Origin of the sequence: Paraburkholderia sp. JHI2823 (assembly GCF_038900695.1) — a bacterium.
Lineage (GTDB): Bacteria > Pseudomonadota > Gammaproteobacteria > Burkholderiales > Burkholderiaceae > Paraburkholderia > Paraburkholderia mimosarum.
The window spans coordinates 216,881-238,051 of the sequence record NZ_JAYMRY010000008.1 but is presented as its reverse complement, the minus strand read 5'-3'; the positions used below and the strand labels follow the sequence as shown (position 1 = coordinate 238,051).

Genomic DNA, 21,171 nt, shown 5'->3' with positions numbered 1-21,171 from the left:
CCCGCCCTCCGGTTTGCCGATTCCTGGCCGTACAATCGCCCTTTTTCTCGGCGTTTCGCTCATGAATAGGCTCGCATTCACAGAACAGCAGTTGCTTCGATATATCACCGCGCTGCACGAAGCGGCGCATACATTCATCGCCCACCATTCACGACATTGGCAAGTCCTTGAACCCGCAGTGACTTTCCCCGCTGCAAATACGGGACACTTGGCACGCGCCCATTTTGGCCCAAAGGTGAAGCGTCCGAAAATGAGAAAGAAGGATGCACGAGAGTTCATCAAGATAGGCTATGCCGGTCTGCATGGTCAAAACCTGATCGGTCAAGGGACTCTGCTGTCGGTCATGAGTACGTCAGACGCCGGCTGTGAAGACGACTTCGCAGCGGTCGATCGAGTTGCGCGGGCATCGGGTATCGCCACGGCCGAGAAAGAGAAACTCTTCCTTGACTCGGCTGAGATTATTTTGAAAAACGCACAGACGATTCATGCGCTCGCAAACGTGATTTCCAGCTCCGACCGAGACATTCGCCGTGCTGATTTGTTCGCGGTTCTCGGGCCTTCTCCTCGCTCCGCGCCGGGTTGGTGGGAGTGGCTCAAATCGCTCTTCGCAAACTGAAAATAGGTCTCGCGAGTTAGCGGCCGGCCACTTTAACCATGCCTGAACGCGCGGATTAACTCCGGACTATCCGGGGCTTGGTTCACTCAACTCTGAACTTTCCGGCGACGCTTCCGACGTCAGAAGTGCGCGGCACGCGCGGAGCGACAATCGACGATCCGAGTCGTCGTTCAGATCTTGCCTGGCAAGGCGCGCTCCAACCAGTCACGGAACTGCGCGAACCAAAGACTAATCCTTACGTTTAGAGCAGGTGGAGCTAGCACGGGACGGCAAATTTGCTCCACTTCTGCGAGCATCGCAGCGACCTGTTTGGCAACGTCGTCGTCCTCGCTGGCCTGCCAGAAAATTGACTCGTATTTATCGCACTCCGTGCGGTGTCTGTCGTCGTCGCGTATCTCGAAGTCGTCCAAGCCCCAGAGGTGAGCGAGCATCTGGGAGGCGAGATTGATGTTGTGGAGGATGTCGTCCAGCCTCACGAACGGCGTACCAGACCCGGTCCCAAACACGGCTTTGAATTTGTAGCGCATCGCGCGGAGCTTGCTGAAGAGCTCCGAGTAACGTTGCTGACGCGTAAAGACCACCGACACCCTCTTGCGGGCGTCGAACTTCCGATCGGGCTCGTTCCGCCGACGTTCGATGTCACCTTCCTCGCTCTGGAAGGCGAACGGTGCTCGCACGTGTTTGATAGCGTCGGCGGCTTCATAGAACAGAATCAACGCCTCCTCCGCTAGCTCAAGCTTCCGTTTGCCAGCCGTCTGCGCACGCCAAGCCCCAAGCCCGTACACGGCGACGGCAGCGGTGATTGCAGAGGTCACGTCCTGAAAGGTCATCTTGTTGGCCCCGTTTCTTGCGATGTTTCCGGATGGTAACTGGCCGACGAAAAATTTAATGTACGGTTTCATTTACCCGGATACGGCATCCGGCTAGACTGAACGGCGCGCTTCGCCGCCCGCAACCCTTTCTGACGTTGGAAGCGACGTGGCCCGCCCCCGCACGATCTTTACCGACACCGAGCTGCGCGGCATCCTGGCGGCGGCGGCCGACGCCGACGCGCACGCGCCTGCCTCCGAGCACAACGCCGCGTTCCTCGACCGTTTCATCGCCGGGGTCGCGCGCGCCCGGACGCCTGTACGGCCAGCCGGTCTACGTGCGGCTGCTCGATACGGCGGGCATCCGTCGTCGCCCCTCCGCGCCCACGTGGTCCGCGACGCTCACGCGTGCCCGGTCACACCCTCCTCCCTCGCGCAGCTTCCTCCGATGGCGTCGCCACCTGCATCGCAGCCCGAATCCAACGGTGCGGCGCAAGACATGACGATGTTCGAGCGTGCGCGGGCCCCGGCACGGTCAGCAGGCGATGAGCGGGACGCCGAGCTGACCGGGCTGAAAGTGCGCGCGCAGGTGGCCGAGGCGACGTTGCGTGACACGTACCTGAAGGTCGGCCAGCTGGAAGCGGCGCGCGCCGACGCGCTGCAACGCGTCGCGACCGCCCAGGCTGCGGCACGCGCGGCCGAGCGCCGGCTTCAGGAAGTGACAGCAGAGAGGGGAGGCGATGGCAGGCACATTGTCAGCCCGGATTGATGCCCTGGCGGCGGCGGAAGTGAGGCTTGTCGGCCTCGAGCGGCATCTGAAGCTTCAGACGGACCAGATGCGGGTCGAGCTGTCCGCGCAGGCGCACGACTACAGGTCGCGGCTGGACGCCGCCGAAAAAGCCCTCCACCGGGAGCGCAGCCAGACTGACGCGCTGCGAAGAGTGTTGGGCGACCGGGGAAGCAACGTCGGTTGACGTATGATTGGCATCCGTTCTGGAGGGACGACTAAATGAACAATGAGACGCCAGCTCGAATGATTACTCAAACGCTAAGCGCCAACACCGAACTCTACAATCGCTGCGAAGCAACGGGCCACCTTTTGCCACGGCTTGGCTTCGCCGGCGATTTCCTGCGAACGGTCAACATCCTCCAGGTCCAGCAAAACGTGGTGGTGCAAAACGTGGTGATGCTTGATCAAGCCGCGGTCATCGACGTTCTCGATGCATTGCCGGCGAAGCTGCAGAGGCGCGCCCTAGTCACGAGTTACGGCGCGATTTTGAATAGCTTCCGCAGTTATACCGACCACAATTTCGCCGACATGCTGATGCGGACGATTGCGCTTTGTAACGAGAAAGCGCCAGAGTTTCAGCTTGGCCTTGTCGACGAGCTGCAGGCCATTGATCCTGAAAAATATTGGGGATACAGCAAAAAAGCGTCTGACGCGGCGCTCGAACCGCTTCGAACGACCTCAATGGCTTACGTTGGGATGCTGATGCTGGGTTTTCACGCACTTACGATCTCCCGTCCGGCGACTGCCTCGCGCGAAACGGTCATCCTTGGGCAAATCGACGAAGCCCTCACGGTGTTGAGGCAAAAGCTGCGGGAGACGCTAGTCCCGGGCGGGCGAGTGAAAGGCTCGCTTCTCCTATCGACCTTGATCAATCCAGACGATACACGATTCGGTCGTTACCTTCCCTATCACGGAAGCTATAGCAGCCCCACGGGTTTTCAGGCGCTGATATCGCAAGCCAACACGTTGGACTGCCCCAGTATCTCCGGAGTCGCGGTTTCGCCTTGCAAGCCCTCAGAGCAGCATGCATTGCTCGCCGACATGCTCATAGAAATTATCGAGTGCTTCGAATCATTGCGGAAGCTTCGGTTGAACTACCTGCCTGAGGCCGCAGCAGAGTCAAGCGCAACTCTGGCAGTTAATCCGGCTTCCGGCAGCTAATCCCGTGGCGACGCCTATGCGTCAATCAAGACTGGTTGTTAGATTGCCCTGAAAATAGGGAGGGAATGACTGCCGGTGAGCACACAAGCACTTTGACCGGGCGTCGATTTCCAACGTCAGAAAAAGTCCGGTCACCGTCCCTGTTCCTTGCCCGCCAGAATTTTGGGCTCCCAGTCGGAAATGCCGTGGGAATACTGGACCCAGCAGCGCTCGCCGACACTTGCCGTGGGTTGCCCGTTGTCAATCCGATGAACCGCGACAGTACTCCCCTACGATCCGAGTTCGCCAGCAGCTTCTCGGCATACAGATCGACGCGCGACAGCGTCGGCACCGGAATGCCGGGTACGTGCTGACCAGCGAGCGAAATCCGAGACTCCAGCACGAGTTCCAGCTTGGTCGGCCGTTCTCCCTCGCCGGCACTGATGATCGTCGAAATCTTGCTTCTGACAATTCGCAATCGCAAAGTTGTCCACATACATGCCGGAGTAAGAGAAAGGTAGAAAGAAGGTAGAGGGCGAACAGCATCCCTCAAAGCCTTTGCCAGCAAGCATCCTGGCAAGGCACCCGGAACGCTACCCCGATAAAGCGGAATGCAACCCCGATGTAGCGGAACGCTACCCCGATGCAGGAGGAACGCTACCCCGATGTTTGTTTTGGCCGTCAATCCGTATCCACACGGCCTGCTCAATCCCTTTGGTGCTAAGTTCAATGCGCCCCGCTGCTATGATCTCAAGCCGCTCCAGTTCTCCCATGGCAGCAGTCAGCGAGCTTTTGAACTTTCGCATCGGACTGCGGTACTGCATCTTCTCCTTCAACCAGACGAGACGAAATCGTTGAATGATGTCGTCTGATGTTGCCACAAGGCGCTGAAGCGTTTTCGCCATATCTTGACCCTGCCGTATTTGCAGACGTTTCGCCCAATCAATGAAGGCGAATTCGCGATTTTCGTACAGGTAGCGCCACCTCGGATCGACCCGAACTGAGTACTCCTTGCGAACATCGTCATAGTCAAAACCGTCAAGCAAGTGCAGGGCGCCGGAAGTGCCGACCTGCAGCTTGGGCTTACCGTCGCTCGTGGCCTCGATCACGAGCATGGCGAAGGACAGCACTTTCATCGTGCGATGCAGCCACGCATACTCATACTTCCCAGTATGCCGTCCGATGGCGCGCAGAAATTGAGCGCGGCAGATGGGGACGGGCTCACCCAACGGACGCATCGTTGCCTCGTACATAATCTGCATCCATACATCGGCCTGCGCTTCATCGAGTTGCTCTCCCCAAAACTTGATGACCGCGTCCTTTCGGGTGACTAGAACGCTTTCTCGATGTAGCGTCTTCGCCCCTCTCACGACCGGAGAAAACAGGCTTGAACGGGCGATATGGTTCGGCATCGTGCGTCTGAGGTCGTCGAGACCCGGGAGAAAAAATTCCTGTGGCGCTCTTACGGCCGGAGCCGCCGTTGCAGCGGCAGCACCACGAATCTCTGCCAACCGCGCGAGCGCAGCATCTCCAGCACCGGGCTGTCTGGCCCGCACTAATGTGAGCGTCACGAATCAACGAGCCGACTGACCCGTCGGCACTCTGCCGGAATGGATCCCCTCGTGTCGTTGCCGCGCGATCTGTTCAGCCTTTGTCGGGCGGCCGCGTCGCGGCGCGGCAGGCTTCTGGTCCGGTTCGATTGCCACAACGGCCGAGCCCACGTGTGCGCTGAGCCAATTTTCGACGTCCTCTACCCGCCAGAGCAGACGCTTTGTCCCTGGGAGCCGGCAGACGGGGGGCAAGGATTGTGGGTTTCGAGTCGCGTCACTCCGAATGCTTGCGACCGATTTGCGAAGGCATTCCGCCAGTTGATCCACCGTAAGTAGTGCCTGCATGGACATTCGCCTATTTTTGCGCTATGTCACATTCGTGCACACAGCGGCGTTGGTTAGCTGATGCATGCAAGGTTGACTCTTACGGTCACCGAATTCTCGGTAGAGTTGCGCAGCGTTTTCTACCAACGCCTCGCCCAGCCACGGGATCCTCTGTGGCGCCACAAATTTGCCACAACGAGTGTGCAAAAACCTGCGGCAGAATGCAAAACAACGCACTACATCGCAAGACGTAGTGCGTTGTTTTTATTGAATTTCTTGGTGGAGCGGAGGAGGATCGAACTCCCGACCTTCGCATTGCGAACGCGACGCTCTCCCAGCTGAGCTACCGCCCCAACGAACTACCGATTCTACACATATGAAATCTGTTTTGCCAAGCGTCAAATCTGACCCCAGGCAAAACTATTTGGAGGGCGCTCCAGCGAGCACCCACCCCACGACAGAATGGATATCCGCAGCGCTCATCGCAGGATGCGAGGGCATGGGGATAGCGCCCCAAACCCCGGCCCCACCGTCGCGCACCTTCTTCTCGAGCTTGACCTGCGCCGCAGCATCGCCCTTGTACTTCACAGCGACATCCTTGAACGAAGGCCCCACGAGCTTGCGATCCACAGCATGGCATCCCATGCACGCATTAGCCTGAGCGACCTTCATCCCATCCGCCACAGCAGCGAAAGCAGGCGAAGCGATCCCAGCAAGAACCCCAGCAGCCACTACCCCCGCAACAACACCACCAACAAACCGCACCATCACAAAGCCCCCGGATTCCCCGGCTTCGTAGCCGAAGAATTAGTAACGGGCGCGGGCGCCTGGTGCTCAATAGGCTTCGAACTCACGCCGGCATCGGGCACCGCCCCCACCGTCGGCTCCTCGGCAGCAGGCGCTGCCGCCGGCGCAGTGGACGCAGCCGCGTTCGCCACCGCCGTCTGTTCCGGCTTGATGTACTGATAGCACTTCACCACCTGCGTCACGCCCATCACCCCGGCTGTCGCGTTCGCGGCGATATTGCCTTCCTGCGGCGTCACGAGCCCCATCAGATAAATCGTGCCGCGCTCGCCCACCACCTTGAAGTTGTTCGCCGAAATGTCCTTATAGGCAACCAGCTCCGCCTTCACGCGTCCTTCCAGGTACGAGTCGTTCGCGCGCGAGGAGAACGAGCTCGCCGGCTGCACCGCCAGCTCGTTGACGATCGACGCTACGTTCGTCACGCCGCGCACAATGCTCTCCGCCTTCTGCTTCGAGGCGTCGTCGGGCACTTCGCCCGTGAGCAGCACGCGCTGGTTGAACACTGCCACGTTCACGTGCGCGGTATCGGGCAGTTGCTTGCCGAGATCCGCCATCGCCTTCACCTGGATCTCGCGGTCTTCCGTTTGCGAGCCCACCGTGCGGCGGTCGGTTGCCACCAGCGCCGTGCCGCCCGCCGCGCCCGCCAGCGCCAGGAAGCACCCCTGCAGGCTTGCGCAGAGCGACGCTGCGAAGCCGATCGTCAGCGTGGTCCGTGCCAACGCGCGCGTCATGCCGAATCTGCTCATCACCATCCCCTCCCTTCGTCCTTCAATGTCGTACGGTGTCAGTCTTCACCCAGCAGCATCGCATCGATGCCGTCGCACAGGCAGTGGATAGCCAACAGATGCACTTCCTGGATACGCGCCGTCCTGTCGCTGGGCACGCACAGATGAATATCGGTATCGGCGAGCATGGCGTTCACATCGCCGCCGCCCTTGCCGGTCAGCGCGATCACGATCATTTCGCGCTCGTGCGCTTCGTGAATCGCGGCCAGCACGTTCGCCGAGTTGCCCGAAGTCGTGATGGCGAGCAGCACGTCACCGGGCTGGCCGAGTGCGCGCACCTGCTTCGCGAACACTTGTTCATACGCATAGTCGTTGGCGACGGCGGTGAGCACCGATGCGTCGGTGGTGAGCGCGAGCGCGGGCAGGCCCGGGCGCTCACGCTCGAAACGGCCGATCAGTTCGGCGGCGAAATGCTGGGCGTCGGCGGCGGATCCGCCATTGCCGCATGCGAGGATCTTGTTGCTGTTCGCAAGCGCGGCGAACATCGTATCGACCGCGGCGGCAATCGGGACCGCCAGGGTTTCCATGGCCGCGAGCTTGATGGCTGCGCTATCGCGGAAGTGCTGTTGAATGCGTTCGACGGACATCGTCTCTCTAATCTGTACTGCGGGTATCGCAAGAATTTCGCGTGGTGCGGTGTGCCGCAAGTTTAGCGCACTCGAGGGCGTTCATTTTCACCCTTCTATTATTGATCCACGTTTTAACTCTCGTCTGCTTGCGCGTGAAACGCATCGCGCAGCCACACGAGCCGCCCACTCTCGAACGCGATCACGTCGAAGCGGCACGCGGGCGGCGTGCCCGGTTTTTCGTTAGCTTCGCGGTTCGCATCGTCGGTGCGCCACCTTGCGAGGAAATAGCGCGCCGCGCGCAGCACGCGCTGCTGCTTGCGCCATCCCACGCTCGCCGCCGCGCCGCCGAATTCGGGCCGCGCCCGTGCGCGCACTTCCACGAAAACCAGCGTGCCGTCGCGCTCGCGCATCACGAGGTCGAGTTCGCCGCCCCGGCAGTGCACGTTACGCGCCACGAGTTCCAGTCGCTCTCTGCGCAAGAACGCAAGCGCGTGCGCCTCGAAACGCGCCCCTGTGGCGCGGCGTTGGGCATTCGACCGCGTGCGAACTGAAAAGTTGTCTGTGCGTGCGCGTTCGCTCGCGTCGCTTCGCTCGGGCGCGTCCGCGCCTGCGTGGCACAATGTCGGCCTCTTGTCCTGCGTTCGCGCGTTCCGTGTCATGACGTCCCTCTCGTCCCCCTTCGAACTCGCACAGGCCCAGCAGTATCCGGCCGCCACGCTGTACGTCGTGGCAACGCCCATCGGCAACGTCGCCGACATCACCTTGCGCGCACTGCATGTGCTCGGTCTCGTCGATCGCATTGCCGCCGAAGATACGCGCAACACCGGCCAGCTCCTCGCGCGTTACGGCATTTCGAAGCCGCTCGTCGCCGTGCACGAGCACAACGAGCGCGAGGCGGCGCAGCGCGTGATCGAGTTTCTGCGCGCGGGCGAGCGCGTTGCCTGCGTTTCCGACGCGGGCACGCCCGGCATTTCCGATCCCGGCGCAAAGCTCGTGGACGCCGTGCGCGCCGCCGGCCTGAACGTCGTGCCGCTGCCCGGCGCGAGCGCGCTCGCAACGGCGCTTTCCGCAGCCGGCGACTGGGTCTCGACGTTCACGTTCCTCGGTTTTCTGCCGCCCAAGCCCAGGCAGCGAGCGGCCGCCCTGCAGCCGCTCGTCACGCATACGCACGCGATGGTCTTTTATGAAGCGCCGCATCGCATCGTCGAAACCGTGCAGTCGCTCGCCGATGCGTTCGGCGGTTCGCGCCGCATTCTCATCGCCCGCGAATTGACGAAGCTACATGAGTCGCTCTGGAGCGGCACCCTGGCCGAAGCGCCAGCGTGGCTCGCTGCGGACGCCAACCGTCAACGCGGCGAGTTCGTGCTGCTGGTGGAAGGCGCGAGCGCGCAGGCAGATGGCGAAGCCGATCACGACGCACTCTTGCGCGTGCTGCTGCAGGAAGTGCCGGTGAAGGGCGCGTCCAGGATCGCGGCGGCGCTCACGGGCGCGTCGCGCAATGCGCTCTATGCCAGGGCGCTGGAACTGAAGGGGGAAGGCCAGGAAGAGGCCGAGGACTGAGCCCGCCAGTCAACAGAAAGCAGCCGCCAAAAAACCGAAGGGCCGCCCAACGAGGCGGCCCTTCGCGTATGCATCCAGCGGCCAGGCGGCGGTTCGGCTTCGGGCGCGTCGCGGCGCACTCAGCGCCACGCCCGGACGAACGCGCTTAGTTGTCGCTGTTCGAGTTCGCGGCAACCATCTCCGCTTGCGCGCTCTTCGCTTCCTGCCGCGAGAGGCCTTCGATGTCCACCTTCGCCGTACCCGCGTGCTGCAAGCCAAGGACCTTGGCGGCGGCGTACGAGAGGTCGAGCACGCGGCCACGCACGTACGGGCCACGGTCGTTGATCTTCACTACCACCCACTTCGAGGTGCCCGGCAGGCTCACGCGCACATACGAGCCGAGCGGCAGCGTGCGGTGCGCAGCCGTCAGCGCGCCCATGTTGAAGCGCTCGCCGCTCGCCGTGCGGCGGCCGTGGAACGCGCGGCCGTACCACGAGGCGCGGCCCTTCTGGTGGAACGAGTGGACGTCCGGACTATCGTCATCGATCGCCTGGGCGTTCGCGAGCGAGTTGTCCTTCGCGGTACCCGATGCCGGCAGCGCGGCGAGCGCGGAGCCGTAACCCTGGGGCGCGCTGAACGCGACATCCGTCGTACGAAGGGAGTCGCTGGCGGCCTGGTTCTGCGGCCCAGGCATGGCACAGCCGGCCAGCACGGACACGGCTGCGAGACTCCCGAGTCGTCGTCGAGTCAGTCTAAGGTTCATAACATTGCCATCCCGTTTTCGAAGCCGGTCCCGCGCCATGTGTGCGCGTTGTCGGATGGCTTCGGCGGTTTCAGGCATGGCTTCGCCATCGCTCGCCACCAATGAAAAAGGCGAACGCGTGCCAATGCCCGGATGCAGCCCCAATAAGCCGCTAACCGCTAGTTATGTTTCACGTCTGGCGCAGCCTGTCCCCGGCAGCCTGACCAGACCCCACATGCCGCCATCGAACGATGACTCTCGTTCAGGTGTGCCGGAAACTCACGGCGCACAGGAACGGCGGCGTAGGCCCCACCCAGCGTCACGGCATGCAGGCCGTTGCAGGCGCGCGGCGCCTGGCTGGACGAGACGTGCGGCGTCGAACGGATCGACACCTGATTTGCCATCTTGTAAGGCAGCCTCTTTGGCCAGCCCCCAAACGACGGCACTGCTTGACGGTGATGTATCGCGACCTCTTTTTACGCGGTCCACATCACCCAGTGAAAGCACGAAACTCGTGCGTTGATAGGCCGCATTATACCCAAAAGTTATTCCTGTCATGTGCGAGCCCCAACATTGCCCATGAATTCTCACTATTGGCGTAACAAAGCCGTTCGCCCGGCGCCCGCGCGCGCCCTTGTCTGACAAGGGATTCAGCCGTCCGCGGACGGCCTGGGCGGGGCTTCCTGCACCCCGGTACAATCGGGCTTTTGGCTGGGACTCCCACGTGCGTCGCCTGTTACAACGCGTCGCCGTACCCCCCGCAAGACCCGAACCCACGAACCCGCATGAAAGTCACGCTGATTTCCGTCACGCCGTTCCAGCAAAACTGCTCGCTGCTCGTCGACGAAACGACGAACCGCGCCGCCGTCGTCGACCCTGGCGGCGACCTCGAGCGCATCGAGGCCGAGATCGAACGCCAGGGCGTGCAGCTGGAAAAGGTGCTGCTCACCCATGGCCACCTCGACCACTGCGCCGGCGCGAAGGCGCTCGCGACGAAATTCGGCGTGCCGATCGAAGGGCCGCAGGAAGACGAGCGCTTCTGGATCGACCAGTTGCCGCAGCAGAGCGTGCGCTTCGGCTTCGGTCACGCCGAGGCGTTCGAGCCCACGCGCTGGCTTCGCGACGGCGACACCGTGCGCTTCGGCAGCGAGGAACTCGAGGTCTATCACTGCCCCGGGCACACGCCCGGCCATGTGATCTTCTTCAGCCGCAAGCACCGCATCGCCACCGTCGGCGACGTGCTGTTCGCGGGTTCGATCGGCCGCACGGACTTCCCGCGCGGCAATCATGCCGACCTGATCCGCTCGATTCGCGAAAAGCTCTGGCCGCTCGGCGACGACGTCACGTTCGTGCCCGGTCATGGCCCAGTCTCGACGTTCGGAGAAGAGCGCCGTTCCAACCCATACGTCGCAGATGGCGTACCTGGATGAGAGTGAAACGTACGATGAATCAGGCCGCTATTGAGGAAATCTACGTCAGCACCGACGTCGAGGCCGATGGTCCGATCCCCGGCCCGCATTCGATGCTGAGCTTCGCTTCGGCTGCTTACACCGCCGACAAGCGTCTGATCGCCACGTTCTCGGCCAATCTGGAGATGCTGGAAGGCGCGGCGCCGCATCCGGTGCAGGCCGCGTGGTGGGCGACGCAGCCCGACGCGTGGGCCGCCTGCCGCAAGGATCTGCAGGATCCGGCGGCGGCGCTCGTCGCCTATGTGGAATGGGTGGAGGCGCTGCCCGGGAAGCCCGTGTTCGTCGCGATGCCGGCAGGCTTCGATTTCACCTTCATGTTCTGGTACATGATGCGCTTTGCGGGGCGCTGCCCGTTCTCGTGGTCGGCGCTCGACATCAAGACGCTCGCGTTCGCGATGACCGGCCTGCCGTACCGCAAGTGCATCAAGCCACGCTTTCCGAAACACTGGTTCGACGACCATCCGCACACGCACGTGGCGCTGGACGACGCGATCGAACAAGGCGCCCTTTTCTGCAACATGCTGGCCGACCTGCGGGCCGGCTTCAGTGCAAGGCAAGCCGACCCTGATGGGGACGACTCAGGGCAAAACACCGCAAGTGCACCGGCAAATTAGGTAATCTCCCTCATCGGTTGCGCTTTACATTGCGTTCTGTTCTCCTGACCTCTACCATTCAGGGATACAGCGACGCAATGGAGGCGCAGTTGACACTCGATACGTTCTCTCAGAAGATCCTGCGCCTGCTGCAGCTCGACGCGCGCCGTTCCGTGCAGGAAATCTCCGACCAGGTCGGTCTGTCCAGCACACCGTGCTGGCGCCGCATCAAGGACATGGAACAGTCGGGCGTGATCCAGCGCTACACGGCGCTGCTCGATCGCGAAAAGCTTGGCCTGCACGTCTGCGCGCTCGCGCATATCCATCTCACGCGACATACTGAAGGCGGCGTCGAAGCCTTCGAGCGCGAGATCGCCACCTGCCCCGAAGTCACCGAGTGTTACAGCACCACGGGCGAATCGGACTACATTCTCAAAATCGTCGCGCCCGATATCAAGGCCTACGACACCTTTCTGCACGAGCGCATCTTCCGCATTCCCGCCGTGGCGCAAGTGCGCACCAGCGTCGTGCTGCGGGAAATCAAGTTCGATACGCAGTTGCCGCTCTAATCCAGGCCAGCGTAGGCGCAGCGGCGTCTTCGCCGCGCCGCTCGCCTGCGCGCCGTGCGACGCGGCTCAGTCCGTGGCGCGCGGCTTGTCGTGCGTTGCGAGCGCGCCTTGCGCATCGAGCGACTGCATCACGTCGAGCTTGCTCGCGCCGAGGCGCGCGCGCAGTGCTTCGAGATCCACCAGGGCGATGCGGCGTGCGTCGTCCGCGGCGGCCAGCACCACCTGAATCTCCAGCCCCGTGCTCAGGTAGTGCAGCGTCACGCCTTCCACATGGACGTCGTGCTCCGCCAGCGCCTCACGCAGATGCGCCGCCACGTCCTCGCGCGGCGGCAGGTTGGCCACCGACCGCACGTGCATATCGTCTTCGGGATCCACGTGAATGAGCGCGTCGAGCACGCGTGAATCGGTGAGCAGGCGCGCGCGCGCCGTCTCGGCGATGTAGTGACCTTCCGAAACCGAAATCAGCGGATCGACGAGGATGTGCGCATCCACGAGCGCGAGGTCGCCGGTCTTGCGCGTGCGCATCTCGTGCACGTCGAGCACGCCCGGCGTTTCGACGAGGAGCGCGCGCAGGTCGGCTGCGGCGGCCTCGTCCAGCGCGCGGTCGGAGAGGTCCTGCAACGCGTCCCAGCCGAACACCCAGCCCATGCGCGCGACCATGAAGCCGACGATGGCCGCCGCGATCGGATCGAGCAGCCGCACGCCCGCGAGGCTGCCGACGATACCGATCGCCACCACGAGCGACGACGCCGCGTCCGATCGCGCGTGCCACGCATTGGCGATCAGCATGGCGGAGCGCACGCGCTGCGCCTCGCGCAGCATGTAGCGAAAGAGGCCTTCCTTCAGAACCAGCACGAGCAGCGCGACGATCAGCGCGCTCGCGTGCAGCGGCGGAATATCACCGAGATTCATGATGCGCGTGCCGGCGCGCACCAGCATGCCGACGCCCACCGCAATCAACAATGCGCCGAGGAAGAGCGAGGCGACTGTCTCATAACGGCTGTGGCCGTAGTTGTGATCGGCGTCCGGCTTGGCGCCGCTATGCCGGTTGGCCAGCAGCACGACGAAATCGGAGACGATATCGGCCAGGGTATGGACGCCGTCGGCGATCAACGCCTGCGAATGCGCCACCACGCCGACCACGATTTGCAGCACCACCAGAACACAATTGACAGCAACGCTGACCCACGTAGTGCGGCGCGCGACGTCGTGTTTATCTGATAACGGTGGAGCGGAGGAGGAAGTCATGCACAGCAACCGGCAAAATTAGGGAATAACCGCAATTGTAGTCCCCCTGTGCGTCGATTTTATGGATATCCCTAAAAATCTCTTTTAAATCAGACGCCTACAATAACGCGAAGCATTCGCATTCCTGTCCCGGATCCGGTTCGATCCGCCTGCCGCGATCAGAAAATCAAAAAGCCGCGCGTCGGTCGACTGCGCGGCTTCTCGTTTAGCGGATCAGACGATTCCCCGCCTGACCCCACTCCTGCATCGGCTCGATGCATGGCGCGTTCGTGCGCGCCGCCGGCGAGCCGATTTACTTCTGGATCAGAAAACGATCGCGATCCTGGCCAGCGATCCAGCGCGGCGGCTTGCCGCGGCCCGACCAGGTGCTTCCGCTTTCCGGATCGCGGTATTTTGGCGCGACGCTCGCGCGTGAGCGGCTGGCGGCTTTTGCGGCCTTCGCGTTAGCGCGGCCGCCGCCGAGTTCTGCCAGGGTAATGCCGTAGTCGGCCATTTTTTGCTTGATTTCGTCGAGGACCTCGGCATATTCGCGAGCCTTCGCCTCTTCAATCTGCTTTTCCAGCTTTTCTCGCTGAGCGAGGAGTTCCTTGTAGGAAGACATAGGTGCCCTTGTGGTTTGATCATAATGGCTACTGATCTCATGCCAGTATGCCCATTGAGAGATGCGTGCCTCGGAAATCGGTGGCGAGATTAACACAGAATCGAATGCCCGGAAGTACACGGACAATAAAAATGACCTTAACGTGATATCGATTCCACCGTCCTTCCCACTAGGGTCTAACTCTTTGTCATTTCGTGCAAATCAGGATTTTTACTAAATCTTGCTTTTAACAGAAAAATCCACATCTCATAATTAGCAACGGATGAAAATTAAATGTCTTGAAATGCGTCAAACATTTCATCGCATGACAACTTGCGGCCCATCGACGGCGAAGGGCCATACCATTGGCAAGTCGCGAGAGGCAATCCGCTATATCGATGGGCTATTAGCGGCCGCATGCGCGGAAAACCTCGTCACGACGAATGTCGCTCGATGCAGTCCGCTAGCACCGCATGCAAGGATGGCAAATCCGGCTGCGGCGCTTCGAACACGAAGCGGGTGCAGGCGCCATCGATCACGAGATCGGCGCCGTAGCGATCCACGCCGGCAAGATCGAGTCCGGCGCGCCGCTGCGAATGTGTCTCGAAAAAGCGGATCAGCGTGGTTTCATCGTCGGCGGCGAGCGGTTCCAGCGTGTCGAGATCGGCGCCGTCCATCCAGCCCATCGCGCCAAAACCGCCGATATAGCGCAGCCGCTCGACCTGCATGATCCAGAACGTGAAGTCGCCGAGCGCGAGATAACGTTCGGCATCGGGGTGATAGCGCAGGTAGCGGCGCGCCAGTGCCACGCTCGCTTCGCCATCGGCGGCGGCAGCGACCGGTTCGAAGCGGCCGAGCAGCGTGGCGCGCGGCGCGTTGAGCACGTCGGCGTCGGCTGAGTGCGCGACGAGAAAACCGGCGCGCGGATCGTCGAGCAGGTTGCGCGTGTGCTCGGCAAGCCGGCTCACGAGTATTACCGGGCGGTGCCGCGCGTCGGGCGCGAACGGCAGCAGCGTCGGATACGGAAACCCGCGCGGCTCGCGGGAGTGCGTGGCGAGCGCGCCGACGGCCGTCTGGTGCATCAAATGCAAGGGTGCGTGAGCGGGGATTTTCAAGGGCACGTCCTCCAACGGTGCTGTGGGCAAGGGACAGCGGCGCGGCACACCGCTCCTGGATAGTAGAACAGCGCGAGCGCGCCCGGCAGCCGTTGCGCGCCTTCGCTAGAATCGACTCCTTTCAGGAGGCTTCCGTTTCTGGTGCCACTTGAGTCTCCGTTTCGCTCAACGCCTCTGCCCGGAATTCCCGTGTCCGACCGACCAACCGATCCCGCCCTCGCCGTCGCCGGCCCCACCGCTCATCACCGGGCGCTGCCCGCCGGCAGGCGCAACCGCGCGCGCATCGCGACGATGGCGCTCTTTTTCATCGCCGGCATGATGTACGCGTCGTGGGGCGTGCACGTGCCGACCGTGCGCGACAAGTTCCATCTGAGCCCGGCGCTGCTCTCGTACGCGCTGTTCGCCGTGGCGGGCGGCTCGATCGCCGCGATGACGACCCTCGGCGGCTGGATCGCGCGCGCGGGCTCGCGCCGCGCCTGCCTCACCGGCGGCCTCACCATGTGCGTGTCCGGCGCGCTGATTCTCGCCGTGCCCTATTACTGGATGCTGCTCGTCGTGCTCGCCGTGTTCGGCATGGGCATGGCGACGCTCGACGTCGCCATGAACGCGGAGGCGAGCGCCGTCGAGGAAGCGGTGGCGAAGCCCATCATGTCGGGGCTGCATGGCATGTTCAGTCTGGGCGGCATGGCGGGGGCGGCGATTGGCGGCGTGCTGCTCGCGCGCGGCATGGCGCCCGCGCTGCACCTCTTTCTCGCCGCGGCGCTGTCGGCACTCGTGCTCTTCCTTTCGTGCCCCGCCGTGCTGCCGCACGTGCCGCACGCGACGCATGGCGAGCACGCGAAAACCGGCAACCGCTGGCGCACCCCGGCGCTGTGGGCGCTCGGCGCCATCGCGCTCATTGCGCTGATCGCCGAAGGCGCGATGTACGACTGGGCCACGGTCTATATGCGCGACGTCGTGCTCTCCACGCCCGCACTCGCCAGCGCGGCCTACGCGGCGTTCTCGGGCGGCATGGCCGCGGCGCGCTTTGCCGGCGACGCGGTGCGCGCGCGCTTTGGCGCGCCCCAGCTCGTGATGGCGAGCGCCTCGCTCGCGTGCGCGGGCATGATCGGCGCGCTGGTGCTCCCTTACTCGTTCACGGCGCTCGTGGGCTTCACCCTGATGGGCCTCGGCCTCGCCAACATGATGCCGGTGCTGTTCGCGGCCGCTGCGCGCGTGAAGGGCATCCACGCGGCCGAAGGCCTCGCGCACGTCGCGGGCCTCGCTTATTTCGGCTTGCTGTTCGGGCCGGTGGTGATCGGCGGCATTACGCAGGTGACGAATCTCACGATCGGGCTCGCCGTCGTGGCGCTGTGCGCGGCGCTCGTGGCGTTTGCGGGGCCGAAGGTGCTGCGGCGGCTGCGGATCTAGTCCGCGAACGCGTGTTGCCCGAGGCAATAAACAAAAAGCCCGCGGGTCCGAAAACCCGCGGGCTTTTCCAATCGCGCAAGCGATATCGCCAGAGGCGAATTACATCTTCACGACGTCGAGCAGCGACTTCTTGCCCGCCTTGTAGTTGTACAGCGAGATCACGCCGTGCTTGAGGTCGCCCTTCGAATCGAAGGTCGTCTCACCGATCACGCCCTTGTAGTCCGTGCTCGGCATTTCGGCGAGGATCTTGGCCGTATCCGTCGAGTTCGCACGCTTCATCGCGTCGACGATGATGTACACGGCGTCATACGTGAACGGTGCGTAGATCTGGATCGGCTGGCCGAAGCGCTTCTCGAACTTGGCCTGGAAATCCTTGCCGCCCGGCATCTTCTCGAGCGCCATGCCGGCTTCCGAGCACACGACGTTGTCGGTCGCGTCGCCGGCCAGGTCGGCCAGCTTGTCGGTACAGACGCCGTCACCCGCGAGCACCTTCGCGCGCAGGCCAAGCTGCTTGGCTTGCTTCGCGAACGGGCCGCCGGTGGCGTCCATGCCGCCGTACATGATCGCGTCGGGGTTTTCGCCCTTGATCTTCGTGAGAATGGCGCGGAAGTCCACGGCCTTGTCGTTGGTCGCGTCATGCGACACCACGGTCATGCCGAGCGCCTTGGCGGTCTTCTCGAATTCGTTCGCGAGACCCTGACCATAAGCCGTCGAATCGTCGACCACGGCCACGGTCTTCACCTTCAGGTTCTTCGCTGCGTAGTTCGCGAGCGCCGGACCCTGCTGGGCGTCGGTCGCCACGACACGGTAGGTCGTCTTGAAGCCTTGTTGCGTGTAGGCCGGGTTCGTGGCCGACGGCGAGATCTGCACGATGCCCGCATCGCTGTAGATCTTCGAAGCCGGGATCGAGGTGCCCGAGTTCAGGTGGCCGACGACGGCGACGACCTTGTCGTCGACGAGCTTCTGCGCGACCTGGGTGGCCGTGCGCGGGTCAGCCGCGTCGTCTTGTGCGTCGAGCACGAGCGTGACCTTCTGGCCGCCGACCACGAGGCCCTTCGCGTTGATCTCTTCGACTGCGAGACGTGCGCCGTTTTCGTTGTCTTTACCGAGGTGCGCAATGCCGCCCGTGAGCGGAGCGACGTGGCCAATCTTGACCGTGACGTCTGCGCTCGCTGCCGTTGCGAACGACGCGAACAACATGGCCGCAGCGCTGATCGGCAACAGCTTGTGAAGCTTGATATTCATGTAAGTCTCCAGTTTCGAACCCAAAAGCTACGTAATCGCCCAGTGCTCCCGCGCCCCGAACGTGTCGCTCCCCGTGCGGACGACCACGCAGGATGCATCCTTGATGCACCTGGCCAGCATGGTGAAAGACCCGCTCATGGCGGAACCCCCATCCATACTTGCGCGCAAGTGTAGGCGATCAAATTAATTTGGGGGACTTTTTTCAGATATTGGTGCGAGTACCAATATGCGTAATGCAACAACGGTCTGGAACCCTGATCTTTCGACCGAAAGCCTTGTGTAATACGGCATCCCGCTTTGGATGCAATGCCTGGAAAGGCCCGCGATACGACTCCCGCGAGCTGTTTTTGAGATTTTTGACGGGAGTTGTTGGTTGTTCGCGCACCCGTTGCGGGAATCCACCAGGGGCGTAATGCGGCAATATGAAGAGTCCTCGCCTTCGCGATAACGTTTGCCATTCGTGGCGTCATGCCGCACGCGCGATGGCGCGAGGACCGGTTCAAGTAAGCATTCGATTAATTTCGGATCCCGACGCATCGCAATTTGGCCGCATCGAGCGCCTGGCTCTTGAATCGCCAGCGAGTTTGCCGAGCGTCGCCTGGCTCCTGGCGGTCGATGCGCGCCGTCAAACCCGCGCGCGCTCTGCAGAGGTTCATGGCCCTATGGCAAACTGGCTCCCCGATTTCGCGATGCCATCGCCCGCGCAAACACAGCCAAACACACGCCGCGCCGCGCGATGGCCACCGCATGACTCATCAACGCAATAAGACGGAGAGCAACATGAGCCTTTCGACTCGATGGATCGACATTCCCGCCGGCAAGGACAGCTTCGGCGCGTACCTCGCGCTGCCCAAGGGCGGCAAGGGCCCGGGCATCGTCATCATCCAGGAGATCTTCGGCGTGAACGGACACATTCGCGACGTGGTCGAGCAATACGCGCTCGATGGCTACGTCGCGATCGCCCCCGATGTGTTCTGGCGCACGGCCCCGCGCATCGAACTCGGCTACGTGGGCGCGGACCGCGACCGCGGCATCGAGCTGCTGCAGAAGACGAACGTCGACCTCGCGGTCGAGGACATCGGCGCGACCGCAGCCGCGCTGCGCGCGCTGCCCGAGTGCACGGGCAAGGTCGCTGCGATCGGCTACTGCTTCGGCGGACGTCTCGCCTACCTCGCGGCCGCCAGCGGCTCGCTGGATGCGGCGGTGTCCTACTACGGCGGCGGCATCCAGAACCAGCTCGACGTCGCCGACAAGGTCACCAAGCCGATCCTCTTCCACTACGCCGAACTCGATCACGGCATTCCGCTCTCGGCGGTCGGCCAGGTGAAGGAGCGCTTCGCGGGCCGCCCGAACGCCGAGTTCCATCTGTATCCGAACGCCGATCACGGCTTCAACTGCCCGGTGCGCGCGTCGTACAACCAGCACGCCTCCGCGCTCGCGCACGGCCGCACGCTGAGCTTCCTCGCCGAGCATCTGTAATACCGGCGCCGCCGGGCGGCGGGCGGCGTTGCGCAGCCTTGCGCACCGGGCGCCGCCTGGTCTGCCGCGCGCCGATCGTGGCGCGCGCAAGCATCTGCGCCTGCGTTGCCCGTCCAATGGCACAACGCCCGCGCGCCCGCTTACACTCCTCTCGTACGCTGCCGGATGACCCCCAACCCGACGACGAGGAGTGCGCGCCTTGCAGTCCGACTATCTGGAATACGACGCCATCGGCCTCGCCGATCTGGTGCGCCGCGGCGAGGTGAGCGCGCGCGAATTGCTCGACACCGCCATCGCGCGCGCCGAGGCCACCAATCCCGCGATCAACGCCATCATCCTCAAGGACTATGAGGCGGCGCGACAGCGCGCGCGGCGCATCGAGGCCGGAGGCAACGGCGTCGACTCGCTCCATGACGGTCCGCTCGCGGGCGTCCCGTTTCTCGTGAAGGATCTTGGCGCGGCGGTGGCGGGCCTGCGCATGACCCTGGGCAGCCGCCACTACCGCCATTACATTCCCACCGCGGACGCGCCCGTGGTCGCACGCTTTCGCGCCGCAGGCCTGAACATCTTCGGCAAGACGAGCGCTTCCGAGCTCGGGCAGATGCCCTACACCGAGCCCGAGCTGTTCGGCCCGTGCCGCAACCCCTGGAGCCTCGATCACACCCCGGGCGGTTCGAGCGGCGGCGCGGCCGCTTCGGTGGCGGCCGGCATCGTGCCGCTCGCGCACGCGTCCGACGGCGGCGGCTCGATCCGTATTCCCGCCTCGTGCTGCGGGCTCTTCGGGTTCAAGCCGTCGCGCGCGTTCCAGCCCGCCACGGATGTGCCGCCGCCGCCCGGCGCGCTCGGCGTCGATCTCGCCGTTTCGCGCAGCGTGCGCGACAGCGCGCTCATGCTCGACCTGATTGCCGGCGATCCCACCTTGCCGCCGGGCGCGCCGGGCACCTTCCTCGCCGCCGCGCGCGCGCCGCTCGAGGGCTCGAAGCCGCTTGCCATCGCGCTGCTGCGCGAACCCATGTTCGCGGATACGCTCTCGCCCGAAGTGAGCGGCGCGCTCGACGACGCGGCCGCGCTGCTGACCTCGCTCGGCCATCGCGTGGAGCCGTACGCGCTGTCCGTGGATTACGCGGCGGCGCGCGAGGCCTTCCTCATGCTGTGGTCCGTGGTGGCAGAGCAATACGTGCTGAACGCCGACGAGATCACGGGCACGAAGCCGCGCCGCCAGGAGTTCGAGATCGCGACGTGGGCCATGGCGCACGTCGGCCGCAAGCTCGGCGAACGCGAGCTGCCTGCGGCGCTCGACGTGCAGCAGCGCATCACGGCGCAACTGGCCGACCTGATGACGCGCTACGACGTGCTGCTGTGCCCGACGCTCGCCGCGCCACCGGTGAAGATCGGCGAGCTGAAGCCGAGCTCCGGCGAGCGCATGCAGATGCGCGCGGTCACGGCCGTGCCGGTGGAAGTGCTGATGCGAAAGCTGCTGACCGAAGCCTCGAACAAGGCGTTCGCGTGGGCGGGCTGTACCGAGCTCTTCAATCTGACGGGACAGCCGTCGATGTCGGTGCCGCTCGCGTGGAACGCTCGCGGGCTGCCGATCGGCGTGCAGTTCGCCGCGCGCGAGGGCAACGATGCGCTGCTGTTGCGCCTCGCCGCGCAACTGGAGGCGGCGCGCCCGTGGTTCGGCCGGCGTCCGCCGCTCCTGCAGGCGCGGCGCTAGCGCGCCCCGATGACTTTGCAGGTGAAGCGCGCGGCGCCCGGGTGCGCGAGGCCTGCGCGCCATAACCGGGCACCCGGTCTC

22 protein-coding genes and 1 tRNA gene are annotated in these 21,171 nt (G+C 63.6%); 11 read left to right on the top strand and 12 right to left on the bottom strand.

Annotation, left to right across the window (positions count from 1 at the left end; genetic code table 11):
• On the top strand, positions 1-616 hold a 616-nt coding region (locus tag VSR34_RS12425), incomplete at its 5' end, for a hypothetical protein (protein WP_342962600.1).
• 170 nt (positions 617-786) lie between these two features.
• Here the strand turns inward: VSR34_RS12425 and VSR34_RS12420 are convergent.
• Positions 787-1,518, bottom strand: a complete 732-nt coding sequence (locus VSR34_RS12420; RefSeq protein ID WP_342962599.1) for a hypothetical protein — start codon at positions 1,516-1,518, stop codon at positions 787-789.
• Positions 1,519-1,594: 76 nt separating this feature from the next.
• On the opposite strand from VSR34_RS12420, the gene VSR34_RS12415 reads away from it, so the two are divergent.
• Genes VSR34_RS12415 through VSR34_RS12405 form a run of 3 tightly spaced genes read left to right on the top strand, consistent with a single transcriptional unit; the run spans position 1,595 to position 3,376 of the window.
• Complete coding sequence (locus VSR34_RS12415; protein ID WP_342962598.1) at positions 1,595-2,194, top strand: hypothetical protein; 600 nt, start codon at positions 1,595-1,597, stop codon at positions 2,192-2,194.
• Positions 2,166-2,399, top strand: coding sequence for a hypothetical protein (locus VSR34_RS12410; RefSeq protein ID WP_342962597.1), 234 nt, complete (start codon positions 2,166-2,168; stop codon positions 2,397-2,399). The genes VSR34_RS12415 and VSR34_RS12410 overlap by 29 nt, the downstream gene beginning before the upstream one ends.
• A gap of 35 nt (positions 2,400-2,434) precedes the next feature.
• Complete coding sequence (locus VSR34_RS12405) at positions 2,435-3,376, top strand: hypothetical protein (protein WP_342962596.1); 942 nt, start codon at positions 2,435-2,437, stop codon at positions 3,374-3,376.
• A gap of 614 nt (positions 3,377-3,990) precedes the next feature.
• On the opposite strand, the gene VSR34_RS12400 is transcribed toward VSR34_RS12405, so the two are convergent.
• The 6 genes from VSR34_RS12400 to VSR34_RS12375 all read right to left on the bottom strand — a co-directional run bounded on the left by VSR34_RS12400 (position 3,991) and on the right by VSR34_RS12375 (position 8,046).
• A complete protein-coding gene (locus VSR34_RS12400) occupies positions 3,991-4,767 on the bottom strand; it encodes a plasmid-related transcriptional repressor protein (protein WP_342962595.1) in 777 nt (258 codons plus the stop codon).
• Between the two features lie 739 nt (positions 4,768-5,506).
• Positions 5,507-5,582: transfer RNA gene (locus VSR34_RS12395), tRNA-Ala, on the bottom strand.
• Positions 5,583-5,649: 67 nt separating this feature from the next.
• On the bottom strand, positions 5,650-5,997 hold the full coding sequence (locus VSR34_RS12390; RefSeq protein ID WP_342962594.1) for a c-type cytochrome: 348 nt from the start codon (positions 5,995-5,997) through the stop codon (positions 5,650-5,652).
• Positions 5,997-6,779: a BON domain-containing protein gene (locus VSR34_RS12385; RefSeq protein ID WP_342962593.1), complete on the bottom strand. Its 783-nt coding sequence runs from the start codon at positions 6,777-6,779 to the stop codon at positions 5,997-5,999. Before VSR34_RS12385 ends, VSR34_RS12390 begins: the two co-directional genes overlap by 1 nt.
• 38 nt (positions 6,780-6,817) lie before the next feature.
• Positions 6,818-7,405 carry a phosphoheptose isomerase gene (locus VSR34_RS12380; RefSeq protein WP_342962592.1) on the bottom strand — a complete coding sequence of 196 codons (588 nt, stop codon included), beginning with the start codon at positions 7,403-7,405 and terminating at the stop codon, positions 6,818-6,820.
• 113 nt (positions 7,406-7,518) lie between these two features.
• On the bottom strand, positions 7,519-8,046 hold the full coding sequence (locus tag VSR34_RS12375; RefSeq protein WP_342962591.1) for a YraN family protein: 528 nt from the start codon (positions 8,044-8,046) through the stop codon (positions 7,519-7,521).
• On the opposite strand from VSR34_RS12375, the gene rsmI reads away from it, so the two are divergent.
• A complete protein-coding gene (gene rsmI, locus VSR34_RS12370; protein ID WP_342962590.1) occupies positions 8,045-8,947 on the top strand; it encodes a 16S rRNA (cytidine(1402)-2'-O)-methyltransferase in 903 nt (300 codons plus the stop codon). The two genes, VSR34_RS12375 and rsmI, sit on opposite strands and share 2 nt — an antisense overlap.
• Positions 8,948-9,092: 145 nt before the next feature.
• On the opposite strand, the gene VSR34_RS12365 is transcribed toward rsmI, so the two are convergent.
• Positions 9,093-9,689, bottom strand: a complete 597-nt coding sequence (locus tag VSR34_RS12365) for a septal ring lytic transglycosylase RlpA family protein (protein ID WP_342962589.1) — start codon at positions 9,687-9,689, stop codon at positions 9,093-9,095.
• Positions 9,690-10,453: 764 nt separating this feature from the next.
• Between VSR34_RS12365 and VSR34_RS12360 the strand changes: the two genes are divergently transcribed.
• From VSR34_RS12360 to VSR34_RS12350, 3 genes are all read left to right on the top strand, one after another.
• Positions 10,454-11,098: an MBL fold metallo-hydrolase gene (locus VSR34_RS12360; RefSeq protein ID WP_342962588.1), complete on the top strand. Its 645-nt coding sequence runs from the start codon at positions 10,454-10,456 to the stop codon at positions 11,096-11,098.
• 14 nt (positions 11,099-11,112) lie between these two features.
• Positions 11,113-11,751 (top strand): exonuclease, encoded by a 639-nt coding sequence (locus VSR34_RS12355; RefSeq protein WP_028211851.1) that lies wholly within the window; start codon positions 11,113-11,115, stop codon positions 11,749-11,751.
• Between the two features lie 77 nt (positions 11,752-11,828).
• Positions 11,829-12,299, top strand: a complete 471-nt coding sequence (locus tag VSR34_RS12350) for an Lrp/AsnC family transcriptional regulator (RefSeq protein WP_174480071.1) — start codon at positions 11,829-11,831, stop codon at positions 12,297-12,299.
• A 66-nt stretch (positions 12,300-12,365) separates the two neighbouring features.
• On the opposite strand, the gene VSR34_RS12345 is transcribed toward VSR34_RS12350, so the two are convergent.
• The 3 genes from VSR34_RS12345 to VSR34_RS12335 all read right to left on the bottom strand — a co-directional run bounded on the left by VSR34_RS12345 (position 12,366) and on the right by VSR34_RS12335 (position 15,242).
• Positions 12,366-13,547 (bottom strand): cation diffusion facilitator family transporter, encoded by a 1,182-nt coding sequence (locus VSR34_RS12345; RefSeq protein WP_342962587.1) that lies wholly within the window; start codon positions 13,545-13,547, stop codon positions 12,366-12,368.
• Positions 13,548-13,839: 292 nt separating this feature from the next.
• The gene (locus VSR34_RS12340; protein ID WP_028211853.1) at positions 13,840-14,148 is read right to left on the bottom strand and encodes an H-NS histone family protein; all 309 of its coding nucleotides are present in this window, start codon (positions 14,146-14,148) and stop codon (positions 13,840-13,842) included.
• 413 nt (positions 14,149-14,561) lie between these two features.
• Positions 14,562-15,242 carry a pyridoxamine 5'-phosphate oxidase family protein gene (locus VSR34_RS12335; RefSeq protein ID WP_028230480.1) on the bottom strand — a complete coding sequence of 227 codons (681 nt, stop codon included), beginning with the start codon at positions 15,240-15,242 and terminating at the stop codon, positions 14,562-14,564.
• Positions 15,243-15,431: 189 nt separating this feature from the next.
• On the opposite strand from VSR34_RS12335, the gene VSR34_RS12330 reads away from it, so the two are divergent.
• On the top strand, positions 15,432-16,652 hold the full coding sequence (locus VSR34_RS12330; RefSeq protein ID WP_028211855.1) for an MFS transporter: 1,221 nt from the start codon (positions 15,432-15,434) through the stop codon (positions 16,650-16,652).
• A gap of 99 nt (positions 16,653-16,751) precedes the next feature.
• Here the strand turns inward: VSR34_RS12330 and VSR34_RS12325 are convergent, their stop codons facing one another.
• Positions 16,752-17,897, bottom strand: a complete 1,146-nt coding sequence (locus VSR34_RS12325; protein ID WP_028211856.1) for a branched-chain amino acid ABC transporter substrate-binding protein — start codon at positions 17,895-17,897, stop codon at positions 16,752-16,754.
• A gap of 780 nt (positions 17,898-18,677) precedes the next feature.
• Here VSR34_RS12325 and VSR34_RS12320 point away from each other — a divergent pair.
• Both VSR34_RS12320 and VSR34_RS12315 read left to right on the top strand, forming a co-directional pair.
• Positions 18,678-19,376, top strand: coding sequence for a dienelactone hydrolase family protein (locus VSR34_RS12320; protein WP_028211857.1), 699 nt, complete (start codon positions 18,678-18,680; stop codon positions 19,374-19,376).
• Positions 19,377-19,575: 199 nt separating this feature from the next.
• On the top strand, positions 19,576-21,090 hold the full coding sequence (locus VSR34_RS12315; protein WP_342962586.1) for an amidase: 1,515 nt from the start codon (positions 19,576-19,578) through the stop codon (positions 21,088-21,090).
• Positions 21,091-21,171: the final 81 nt, after the last annotated feature.